General features: G+C 65.8%; 10 protein-coding genes. 7 read left to right on the forward strand and 3 right to left on the reverse strand.

All coding sequences use genetic code 11. The annotated features are described in order from the left end of the window. The first annotated feature begins 20 nt into the window (after nt 1-20). From Q7J44_RS00765 to cobA, 7 genes are read left to right on the forward strand one after another with little or no spacing between them, the layout of a single operon-like run. Nucleotides 21-1,310, forward strand: a complete 1,290-nt coding sequence (locus tag Q7J44_RS00765) for a CmpA/NrtA family ABC transporter substrate-binding protein (protein ID WP_304876047.1) — start codon at nt 21-23, stop codon at nt 1,308-1,310. A gap of 10 nt (nt 1,311-1,320) precedes the next feature. Beyond that, a complete protein-coding gene (gene ntrB, locus Q7J44_RS00770) occupies nt 1,321-2,205 on the forward strand; it encodes a nitrate ABC transporter permease (protein WP_304876049.1) in 885 nt (294 codons plus the stop codon). Further along, the gene (locus tag Q7J44_RS00775) at nt 2,202-3,011 is read left to right on the forward strand and encodes an ABC transporter ATP-binding protein (RefSeq protein ID WP_304876051.1); all 810 of its coding nucleotides are present in this window, start codon (nt 2,202-2,204) and stop codon (nt 3,009-3,011) included. The genes ntrB and Q7J44_RS00775 overlap by 4 nt, the downstream gene beginning before the upstream one ends. A gap of 5 nt (nt 3,012-3,016) precedes the next feature. Further along, complete coding sequence (gene nirB, locus Q7J44_RS00780; protein WP_304876053.1) at nt 3,017-5,443, forward strand: nitrite reductase large subunit NirB; 2,427 nt, start codon at nt 3,017-3,019, stop codon at nt 5,441-5,443. Next, nucleotides 5,440-5,775: a nitrite reductase small subunit NirD gene (nirD, locus tag Q7J44_RS00785; RefSeq protein ID WP_304876055.1), complete on the forward strand. Its 336-nt coding sequence runs from the start codon at nt 5,440-5,442 to the stop codon at nt 5,773-5,775. Before nirB ends, nirD begins: the two co-directional genes overlap by 4 nt. Next, entirely contained in the window at nt 5,772-8,366 is a 2,595-nt protein-coding gene (locus tag Q7J44_RS00790; protein WP_304876057.1) for a nitrate reductase, read from the forward strand. Before nirD ends, Q7J44_RS00790 begins: the two co-directional genes overlap by 4 nt. Continuing rightward, entirely contained in the window at nt 8,363-9,184 is an 822-nt protein-coding gene (cobA, locus tag Q7J44_RS00795) for a uroporphyrinogen-III C-methyltransferase (protein WP_304876059.1), read from the forward strand. Before Q7J44_RS00790 ends, cobA begins: the two co-directional genes overlap by 4 nt. Nucleotides 9,185-9,199: 15 nt before the next feature. Here the strand turns inward: cobA and Q7J44_RS00800 are convergent, their stop codons facing one another. The 3 genes from Q7J44_RS00800 to Q7J44_RS00810 all read right to left on the reverse strand — a co-directional run bounded on the left by Q7J44_RS00800 (nt 9,200) and on the right by Q7J44_RS00810 (nt 11,574). Continuing rightward, nucleotides 9,200-10,138 carry an NAD(P)-dependent oxidoreductase gene (locus Q7J44_RS00800; protein WP_304876061.1) on the reverse strand — a complete coding sequence of 313 codons (939 nt, stop codon included), beginning with the start codon at nt 10,136-10,138 and terminating at the stop codon, nt 9,200-9,202. A gap of 117 nt (nt 10,139-10,255) precedes the next feature. Further along, nucleotides 10,256-11,005, reverse strand: a complete 750-nt coding sequence (locus Q7J44_RS00805; RefSeq protein WP_304876063.1) for a glycosyltransferase family 2 protein — start codon at nt 11,003-11,005, stop codon at nt 10,256-10,258. Further along, nucleotides 11,002-11,574, reverse strand: a complete 573-nt coding sequence (locus Q7J44_RS00810) for a DedA family protein (RefSeq protein WP_304876064.1) — start codon at nt 11,572-11,574, stop codon at nt 11,002-11,004. Before Q7J44_RS00810 ends, Q7J44_RS00805 begins: the two co-directional genes overlap by 4 nt. Nucleotides 11,575-11,576 lie beyond the last annotated feature (2 nt).

Raw genomic sequence — 11,576 nt, forward strand, 5'->3', positions numbered from 1 at the left:
TTTGCCAGAGGACACGCCACATGACCCTGATCCAGCCCACCCGCCGCAGTTTCCTGAAATCCGCCGTCGGGGTTGCTGCAACCGCCGCAGCCGCCCGCCTTGCCCTGCCGGGCGGGGCATGGGCCGCCACCGCCACCCCCGAAGTCACCGGCTGCACGCTGGGCTACATCGCGCTGACCGATTCCGCGCCGCTGATCATCGCCTTGGAAAAGGGCCTTTTTGCCAAACACGGCATGCCCGATGTGAAGGTGGAAAAGCAGGCCAGCTGGGGTGCCACGCGTGACAACATGGCGCTGGGGGCTGCCAGTGGCGGTATTGATGGCGGCCATATCCTGCGCCCGAAAGTGCATCTGTATTCCACCGGCAAGGTGATGCAGAACAATCAGCCACTGCCGATGTATACGCTGCTGAACCTGAACGAGGATGCGCAGGCAATCTCGGTCACGCAGGCTTATGCCGACAGCGGTGTGGGCCTCGACAGCTCCCCTCTGCGTGAGGTTTTCGCCGCCAAACGCGCGGCGGGTGCCGAAATCCCCGTCGCCATGACCTTCCCCGGCGGCACGCATGATCTGTGGATGCGGTATTGGCTGGCCGCTGGCGGGATCGACCCGACCAAGGATGTCGACCTGATTGTGGTGCCGCCGCCGCAGATGGTGGCCAATATGAAGGTCGGCAACATGGAGGCGTTCTGTGTGGGCGAGCCGTGGAACGAGCAACTGGTCAATCAGGGCATCGGCTTTACCGCAACCACCACCGGCGAGATCTGGGCCAACCACCCCGAAAAGGTGCTGGGCATGCGCGCGCAATGGGTGGACGATCACCCGAACGCCACGCTTGCCCTGATGATGGCGGTGATGGAGGCGCAGATCTGGTGCGATGACGCCGCCAACAAGGACGAGATGGCCGAAATCATCGGGAGTCGCCAATGGTATAACGTGCCGGTGGCCGATATTGTCACCCGTCTGAAGGGTCAGATCAACTATGGCAATGGCCGGGTTGAAAGCCGCCCCGATCTGGCGATGAAATTCTGGGGTGCTGACGGTGCCACCTCGTACCCCTGGAAATCGCTCGACAGCTGGTTCATCACCGAAAACAAGCGCTGGGGCACCTTTGCGGGCGACCTGGATGCCAAGGCGCTGGTCGATGCGACCAACCGCTCTGACCTGTGGCTTGCCGCCGCCAAAGGGCTGGGGCTGGAGCCGGGCTTTGGCGACAGCCGCGGGGTGGAGACGTTCTTTGACGGCAAGACCTTCGATCCGGCCAACCCGGACGCCTACCTCGACAGCCAGTCGATCAAGGCCATGGTGTAAGGGGGTGGGCATGTCTGTCGTCGCGTTGAAGAAGACTCTCCAAACGGCCAAGCAGCCCCCGGCGCAGATTGTGCCGCTGCCGGTTGCCGCCAGACCCCCGCGCTGGGTGCAAAAAGCTGTTTCATGGCTGGTTTCATCGGTGCTGCCGCCGCTGGTGGTGCTGTTCGTGCTGCTGGCCATCTGGCAGGTCGCGTTTTCCGGCCCCACTGCCGGGCTGCCCACACCCACCAAGGTTTGGGCCGAAAGCAGCGAGCTGATCCTTGATCCGTTCTTCGTCTACGGCTCGCAGGACATCGGGCTTGGCTGGCGGGTGCTGACCTCGCTGGAGCGGGTGGCCTATGGCTTTGGTCTTGCCGCTGTGGCGGGCGTGCTGATGGGCGCGGTGATCGGGCAATCGGCGCTGATGATGCGCGGCTTTGATCCGATCTTTCAGGTTCTGCGCACCGTGCCGCCGCTTGCCTGGCTGCCGATCAGCCTTGCCGCCTTCATGGACAGCCGGCCAAGCGCGATCTTTGTGATCTTCATCACCGCGATCTGGCCGATCATCATCAACACCGCCGCCGGGGTCCGCGCCATTCCGCAGGATTATCGCAACGTGGCCGCCGTTCTGCGCCTGAACCAGATCGAATTCTTCTGGAAGATCATGGTGCCCTCCGCCGCGCCCTACATCTTCTCGGGCCTGCGCATCGGGGTGGGCCTGTCATGGCTGGCCATCGTGGCGGCCGAGATGCTGACCGGCGGCGTCGGCATCGGGTTCTTCATCTGGGATGCGTGGAATTCCTCGCGCCTGACCGACATCATCGTGGCGCTGATCTACATCGGGGTGACCGGCTTTGTGCTGGATCGTCTGGTGGGCTGGATCGGCTCTGTTGTTTCCCGGGGGACAGCGACATGACCATTGCACCCACAAAATACCTGCAGATCGACCGGGTCTGCAAATCCTTTACCAACGGGTCCAAGGTGACAGAGGTTCTGGCCGACATCCGGCTGACCATCGACAAGGGCGAATTCGTGTCGATCATCGGCCATTCCGGTTGCGGCAAATCCACCCTGCTCAACCTGATTGCGGGCCTGACCGACGTGACCACGGGTGCCCTGAAGCTGGAAGGGCGCGAGGTCAACGCGCCGGGGCCGGAACGTGCTGTGGTGTTCCAGAACCACAGCCTGCTGCCCTGGCTGACCGTCTATGACAATGTGAAACTGGCGGTGACCAAGGTGTTTTCCGGCACCAAAACCCGCGCCGAACGGCATGACTGGATCATGCAGAACCTTGATCTGGTGCAGATGACCCATGCCGCCGACAAACGCCCGGGTGAAATCTCGGGCGGGATGCGGCAGCGTGTCGGCATCGCCCGCGCGCTGTCGATGGAACCCAAGGTGCTGCTGCTCGATGAACCCTTCGGCGCGCTTGATGCGCTGACCCGCGCGCATCTGCAGGATGCGGTGATGGATATCCACGCGCGGCTGGGCAACACCATGATCATGATCACCCATGATGTCGATGAGGCCGTGCTGCTGGCCGACCGCATCGTGATGATGACCAACGGCCCGGCGGCCACCATTGGCGAGGTGCTGGAGGTTCCCATCCCCCGCCCGCGCGACCGCATCGCACTGGCGAGCCACCCCGATTACGTCCGCGCCCGCGAAGCGGTGCTGCGGTTCCTGTATGAACGTCACCGCTTCGTCGAAGCGGCGGAGTAACCGATATGAAACAAAAACTTGTGGTGATCGGCGCGGGCATGGCCTCGGGCCGGATGCTGGAGGCTGTGTTTGAGGCAGGGGGCCATTTTGACGTCACCCTGTTCAACGCTGAGGCGCGCGGCAACTATAACCGGCTGATGTTGTCGCCGGTGCTGTCTGGCGAGAAAACCTATGACCAGATCGTGACGCATGACGCGGACTGGTACGCGGCACATGGCGTCGATTGTCGTTTCGGCGAGCCGGTGGTCAGGATCGACCGCGCCAACCGGATCGTCTATTCCAACGCTGGCGGCGTGCCCTATGACGCGCTGGTGATCGCCACCGGATCGGCCCCGTTCATCGTGCCGGTGCCGGGCAAGGATCTGCCCGGCGTGGTTGCCTACCGTGATCTGGAAGACACCAACGCGATGATTGCCGCCAGCAAACCCGGTGCCCGCGCCGTGGTGATCGGCGGCGGGCTCTTGGGGCTGGAGGCGGCGGCAGGCATGGCCGCACGCGGGGCCGAGGTGACGGTGATCCACCTGATGGGCCATCTGATGGAACGTCAGCTGGACCCCGCCGCTGGCTATCTCTTGCAGAAGGATCTCGAACGCCGCGGCATCCGCATCCATTGCAAGGGTGCCACCAAGGCCATTCTGGGCACCGACCGGGTTGAGGCGGTTCTGCTGGAAGACGGCACCGTCTATCCCGCCGATCTGGTTTGCATGGCCGTCGGCATCCGGCCCGAGGTGCGTCTGGCCAATGACGCGCATCTGGAGGTCGGGCGTGGCATCACCGTGGACGATCAGATGCGCACCTCTGACCCGGCGATCTTTGGCTTGGGCGAATGCGTGGAGCATGATCGTCAGCTCTTCGGCCTTGTCGCCCCGCTTTATGATCAGGCCAAGGTGCTGGCCGCAACCCTGCTGGGGCAGCAGGCCGCCTTCAAACCCGTGCAGACCGCAACCAAGCTGAAGGTCACCGGCGTCGATCTGTTCAGCGCAGGCGATTTCGCCGATGCGCCGGGGCGCGAAGATATCGTGTTCCGCGATCCGGGGCGCGGGGTCTACAAGCGCCTGATCCTTGAGGGCGAGCAGCTGATCGGCGCTGTGATGTATGGCGATACGGCCGATGGCGCATGGTTCTTTGACCTGATCAAGCAGGGCAAAGACGTGACCGACATGCGCGACACGCTGATCTTTGGCCCGGCATTCCAGGGGGGTGCCCAATCGGACCCGCTGGCAGCCGTTGCAGCCTTGCCGCCTGAGGCGGAGATTTGTGGCTGCAACGGCGTGTGCAAAGGCAAGATCGTGGCCGCCATCGGCGGCGGTGCCCATTCCCTTGATGCCGTACGCATGGCCACCAAGGCCAGCGCCAGCTGCGGCACCTGTACCGGGCTGGTCGAACAGGTGATGGCCCTGACGCTGGGCGACAGCTTCAGCGCCAATGCCAACCCCCCGATGTGCAAATGCACCGATCACACGCATGAAGACGTGCGCCGGCTGATCAAGACAATGGGGCTGAAATCCATTCCCGCCGTGATGCAGGAGCTGGGGTGGAAAACAGTCGGCGGCTGCGCGTCGTGCCGTCCGGCGCTGAACTACTACCTGATCGCCGACTGGCCGCTTGAGTATACCGATGACCGCCAGTCCCGGTTCGTCAACGAACGCAACCACGGCAACATCCAGAAGGATGGCACCTATTCGGTGGTGCCGCGCATGTGGGGCGGGGTCACCACGCCCGCCGAGCTGCGCGCCATCGCCGATGCCGCTGACCGCTATGCCGTGCCGATGGTCAAAGTGACCGGCGGTCAGCGGATCGACCTGCTGGGCGTCAAGAAGGAAGACCTTCCCGCCATCTGGTCAGACCTGAACGCCGCAGGCATGGTCTCTGGCCACGCCTATGCCAAAGGCCTGCGCACGGTCAAAACCTGTGTCGGGACAGACTTCTGCCGCTTTGGCACCCAGGACAGCACCGGGCTGGGAATCAAGCTCGAAAAGCTGCTCTGGGGGTCATGGACGCCTGCCAAGGTCAAACTTGGCGTGTCAGGCTGCCCGCGCAACTGTGCCGAAGCCACCTGCAAGGATATCGGCGTGGTCTGCGTCGATTCCGGCTACGAGATCAGCGTCGCGGGTGCTGCAGGCATGGATGTGCGCGAAACCGAATTCCTGTGCAAAGTCACCACCGAGGCCGAGGTGATGGAGGTGATCGCCGCCTTTACCCAGCTCTACCGCGAAAACGCCCGCTATCTGCACCGTATCTACAAATGGGTGGCACGTGTCGGCCTCGACTGGTGCCGCGCGCAGGTCGAAGATCCGGTCAACCGCCGCGCGCTGTATGACCGCTTCATGCTGTCCCAGTCCATTTACCAGACCGACCCATGGGCCGAACTGGCCGCAACCCCGGCCGACTGGGCACCCATTGCCGACCTGACCCTGAGGGCCGCAGAATGACCGCGTTTATCGACATCGCCGCCTTGGAGGACATCCCGCGCCAAGGCGCACGGCTGGTAAAAACCGCGCTGGGCTGCATTGCGGTGTTCCGCACCGCTGATGATCATCTTTTTGCGCTGGAAGACCGCTGCCCGCACAAGGGCGGCCCGCTGTCCGAAGGCATCGTGCATGGCACCTCTGTCACTTGCCCGCTGCACGCCTGGGTGTTCGACATGAACACGGGCCAGGCGCAGGGCGCGGATGAGGGGGCTGTCCACACCTTTCCCGTGCGGCTGGAGCATGGCCGCGTGCTGCTGGACGCCACCCGCCTTGCCCGGCGCAGTGCCGCATGACCGGCATCAGCACAACCTGCCCCTATTGCGGCGTCGGCTGCGGTGTGATCGCCACGCCCGATGGCAAGGGCGGGGTGCAGATCAAGGGCGACCCCGACCACCCGGCCAACCGGGGACGGTTGTGCGTCAAGGGGGCTGCGCTGGGAGAAACCCTGTCCACCGGCGGGCGGCTGCTGCAGCCGATGATCAGGGGCCGCGCGGCGACATGGGATCGCGCGCTGGATGAGGTGGCGACGCGGTTTTCCGATACCATCGCCAAGCATGGGCCGGACTCGGTGGCCTTCTATGTTTCGGGCCAGTTGCTGACCGAAGACTACTACGTCGCCAACAAACTGATGAAAGGCTTCATCGGCAGCGCCAATATCGACACCAACTCGCGGCTGTGCATGGCCTCTTCCGTCGCAGGCCATCGCCGCGCCTTTGGATCTGATACTGTGCCGGGCCAGTATGAAGATCTGGAACTGGCCGATCTGGTGGTTCTGGTCGGCAGCAATCTGGCATGGTGCCACCCGGTGCTGCACCAGCGCCTGATGGCGGCCAAGGCCGCGCGGCCAGCGATGAAGATCGTGGTGATCGACCCGCGCCGCACCGCCACTTGCGAAGGGGCCGATCTGCACCTTGCGTTGGCACCGGGGGCCGATGCCCATCTGTTCAACCTGCTGCTGTGCGAGCTTGCTGATCAGGGCCAGCTGAACCCGGATTTCCTGCCCCATGTCACCGGGCTGGACACCGCCCTTGCCGCTGCCCGCAGCAGCACTGCCGCCGCAACCGGCCTCGCCCCCGCCGATCTGGTCGCCTTTCTCACGCTCTGGGCCAATACCGAGCGGGTGGTCACCGTCTATTCCCAGGGCATCAACCAGTCCGACTCTGGCACCGACAAGGTGAACGCCATCCTCAACTGCCATCTTGCCACCGGCCGCATCGGCCGCCTTGGCATGGGTCCGTTCTCGGTGACAGGCCAGCCCAATGCCATGGGCGGGCGCGAGGTTGGGGGCTTGGCCAATATGCTCGCCTGCCATCTGGAGATCGAGAAACCCACCCACCGCGATGCCGTGCAAGGCTTCTGGTCCGCCCCCACCATGGCCCAAAAGCCGGGGCTGAAGGCCGTGGACATGTTCCGTGCGGTGGAAGACGGGCGGATAAAGGCGCTGTGGGTCCTGCACACCAATCCCGCCGTCACCATGCCTGATGCGGACCGGGTCGCGCGCGCCATTGCGGGTTGCGATTTCGTGGCGGTCAGTGACATCTGGCCCACGACCGATACCGCACGGCTGGCGCACGTTCTGTTGCCCGCGGCGGGCTGGGGCGAAAAGGACGGCACCGTCACCAATTCCGAGCGTATGATCAGCCGCCAGCGCGCCTTTGCCCCGCCCCCCGGTCAGGCGCGGGCCGATTGGTGGCAGCTGGCACAGGTGGCACAACGCATGGGCTTTGCCGGGTTCGGTTGGGACAGCCCGGCGCAGATTTTCGACGAATACGCCCGCCTGTCCGGCGTGGCAGGGGGTTTGGGCAGCGATTTCGACATTTCGGGTCTGGCGGGGGGCGACTACGAAGCCTTTCCCCCCGTGGTCTGGCCGCAGGCGGCGCAAAAGGGTGGCCGCTTCTTTGCCGCTGGCCGGTTTCACACCCCCGATGGCCGCGCCCGGATGGTCCCCGTCACCGCCCGCCTGCCCGCCGCTGTCACCAAGGCCCTGCCGTTCCGCCTGAACACGGGGCGCGTGCGCGACCAGTGGCACAGCATGACCCGCACCGGCATGGCCCCGCGCCTGACACAGCATCTGGGCGAGCCGTATCTGCAACTGCACCCCGCCGATGCCACGCGTCTGGGGCTTGCCCCGGCCGCGCTGGCCGAGGTGCATAATGACCATGGCCGCAGCATCCTGCGGGTGATGATCAGTGACCGGGTGCAGCCCGGCCACCCCTTCGCCCCGATGCACTGGACCGGGGAAACCGCGCCCACGGGCCGCATCGATGCGCTGGTGCCGGGCCTGACAGACCCGGTGTCGGGCCAGCCCGCCAGCAAATCCGCCGCCGTCGCCATCCGACCCTTTGCCGCCCGCTGGTACGGCTTTGCCCTGTCGCGGCACGACCTGCGGCCAGACTGCGACTACTGGGCCAAGGGTGCCATCGCAGGCGGAATCCAGCTGGAACTGGCGGGGCAGGTGGTGCCCGAAGACTGGGCCAAATGGGCCTCTGCCCTGTTCAATCTGCCGCCGCCATCCGCGATGCTGTCCGACCCCGCACGGGGCCTGCATCGCATGGCCTTTACCGATCAGGGCCAGCTTGTTGCAGCCCTGTTTATCGCCCGCGATCCGGTGCTGTTGTCACGCGCCCATCTGTCAACGGCACTGGATACCAACGACATGTCGGTGCTCGCCGGTCGCCCCGCCGCCAACCGCCCAGACCCCGGCCCAACCGTCTGCGCCTGCCTCAATGTCGGGCTCAACACCATCCTGCGTGCTCTGGACGGCGGGCTGATCAGCGTCGATGCCATCGGTGCCGCCCTTGGCGCGGGCACCAATTGCGGGTCCTGCCGCCCGGAACTTGCTGCCCTTTTGTCCCGTCACAGCCACCGCGAGGCCGCCGAATGAGCTATCTTCAGAATCCCGCCACCATCATTCCTTGCCCCGCCTCTTCGCAACGGGGCCGCATCACCCTTGTCGGGGCCGGGCCGGGCGCGGCAGACCATCTGACGATCCGCGCCGTGCGCTGCCTCGGTCAGGCCGATGTGATCTATTATGACCGGCTGGTTGACCCCGAGGTGCTGGGGTTTGCCCGCCCCGGCACCGAATGCATCTTTGTCGGCAAAGAGGTCGGTGCCCACAGCTGGCCGCAGGCCCGGATTGATGCCACCATCGTCGCCGCCGCGCTGCAGGGCAAACGGGTGGTGCGGCTGAAATCGGGTGATCCGTCGATCTTCGGCCGCGCAGGCGAAGAGATCGCAGCCGCCCGCGCCCATGGCATTGCCATCGACATCATTCCCGGCGTCACCGCCGCCTCTGCCGCCGCCGCCAGCCTGTGCCAGCCGCTGACCCTGCGGGGTGTGACAGACCGGGTGGTGCTGGCCACGGCCACCTGCTGCACCGGCGACATGCCTGTCGGCGTGGCCGAGATGGCGCGGCCCGGCACATCGCTGGTGTTCTACATGGCGATGAACCAGCTTGACGCGCTGACACAGCAATTGCTGCTGGCCGGTGTGGCGGCGGATCAGGCGGTCACGGTTGCCGCAAATGTCTCCAGACCTGACGAGCGCGCCATCGTCACCACGGTGTCGCGGCTGTCGCAGGATTGCGCGGCGGCAAAGCTGCGCAACCCTGCGATCCTTCTGATCGAGCTGGCAAAGCTGGCGTCCGGCGTTCCGGTCCGGACTGGCATGGCCGCCCCCGCAGAAGTGGCATGTCCTGCCTGAGAACCGGCATCCGGTCTAAAGCGCCACGCCCCGGATCATGTCCCGCAGACTGTCCTCCAGCGGGATCTGCGCCGCCCATCCGGTTGCCGCTGTCAGCCGTGCGGGGTTGCCGATGCTTCGGCTGACACCCGCCGGGTTGTGCGGTGCCCCTTCGCAAATGGCGGGATGCCAGCCGCCGACCCGGCACAGCGCCGTCAGCACCTCTTGCAGGCTATGCCCCACGCCGCTGGCCACATTGAACAGCCCGCGCGGGCCACCCGGTTGGCTGAGTGCCAGAAGCGCGGCAGCCACATCGCGCACATCCACCCAGTCGCGCACCGCATCGGGGTTCGAAAGCGCAAATGCCGCAGCACCGGCGCGCAATTGCGCCGCAAACATCTGCGGCACCAGATGCGGGGGCTGACCGGGCCCGGTCACATTGAACGGCACCGCGACCGCCAGATCGAGGCCAAGCCGTTCCGCTTGCGCAAGCGCATATCGCGTCGCCGCCAGTTTGCTGACCCCATAGGCAGCAGCGGGGCGCATCGGATGATCCTCGCCGGTTGTGGCCTGACCCTCCGCCATCGGTGCATAGATCGCGGCAGACGATACCACCACCACACGCACCGGGTGCGGCAGGCGTGCGACGGCATCGATCAGCCGGGCCGTGGCCGTCAGGTTGGCAGCCATCAGACCGGCCCGGCCAGCCTCTGTCTCCAAGGCCTGCGTCCTGCCTGCACAATGGATGATGGCGTCGGGGTGCAGGTCGGCCAGAATTTGGTCCAGTGGGCCGGTCACCAGATCGGCACACACAGCCTCGCCCCCGCAGGGCAAAGGTCCGGGTCGCGGCCGGTACAGCCCGATCCCGCGCTCCCCCCGTGCCGCCAGCGCGCGCAGCACCGCAGCGCCGATAAAGCCGCCGGCCCCGGTCACGACCACCCGCCGCCCTGTCATCTGTTGTATCGTGGAACCCATCTGCCCTTTGCCCTTCGCCCCCCAGTTGTGGGCAATTTTCGGCGTCAATCAACCCGCTGTCGTGGCCAAAGGGTGCAGGCGCCCACATCCGGGGCCGGATGCGGCACGGTTGCCAGCCTACAGATCAAGCTGTGCAAATCGCTGCCGCAGCTTCGCCGCCATGCCGGTCAAGCCTGACCGTGGGCCAGAACGCTGACTGGCCCGGCGCAAATAGGCAATCTGCTCAAAGGTCGTCGCAACCGACACCGTGCGCAGGATATCGCGCATCATCCCGATGTCTGCCCGCACCCCCGCGCGCCAGCCGCTTTTCTGCGCCTTCGACGGGCTGGCCACAGTGCCCCAGCGGACAATGGCCACTGACAGGCGGGCCGACCGGATATGGCTGTTCAGAAACACCTCCAGCCCGAACCGCGGCAGGGCCGCCATCTGCGGCAGCAGCGGTCGGACCAGCCACATCGGCAACACCCGCTCTCCGGTGATGTAATCCACGCCCAGCCAATGCCAGACCCGTGGCGCATTCCCCCGCAGGGAAAGGGACACATCGGTGTGGCCCTCGGCCACCGGGGCCAGCAGGGCGGACAGGTCTGCCGCGCGCAGCCCGGTCAGGTCGGCGTCCAGCAGCAGCACATGGCTGGTGCAGACGCGGCGCAACGCCTCGGCCAGCGCGGCGGATTTGCCCCGGTTGGGGACCAGCCGCAACACCTGCACCCCCGCCGCCCCGGCGATGGCGGCGGTGTCGTCGGTCGAGCCGTCATCGACGACCACAACCGCGTGGATCGTGGGGTGCGCCTGCACCGCCGCCAGAACCCCGGCGATGCGCGCGGCCTCATTATGGGCCGGGATCAGACAGGTGAAAGTCGGGGTCATTTTCGAACCTCGCTGCGGTTTCTGAAATGAAGGACGCCAAGCACAACAACGCAGACCAGCACCAACAGCGCCCCACCTGCAATCCAGTTGCCAATCCGGTCCGTGACCGCACCGAACCACCAGCCGACAGCGACGCAGACAGCGGTCTTGGGCACACTCGCCAGTGTGTTCAGCGCCAGAAACCGCATCAGCGGCATCCGCACCATGCCCGCCGCCAGCAACACCGCAAAGCCCGCCGAATGCGTCAGCTTGCCCAACACCAGCAGCCGCCCGCCATTGCGCCGGAAGGCGCGCAGCGCGGTGGCCAGTCGCCGCCGCGTCACGCCAAACCGGGCCAGCCAGGGCAACGCCAGACCGGCGCGACCCTGCCGCCCGATCCAGTACATCAGCAGATCGCCCGCCAGATCGGCCAGAACCAGAACCGCGAACACCCGTTGCAACGGCACCAGCCCCGCCTTTGCCAGATAGCCCGAGGCGACAGAGATCACCGGCCCTTCCAGCAGCGCCAAGGGCGCAATGATCAGCAGCCCGTAATCGCGGATCAGCGCGCCGACATCGGCTTCGGTCATCG

The organism is Pseudotabrizicola sp. (assembly GCF_030656345.1).
Classification (GTDB): Bacteria; Pseudomonadota; Alphaproteobacteria; order Rhodobacterales; family Rhodobacteraceae; genus Pseudotabrizicola.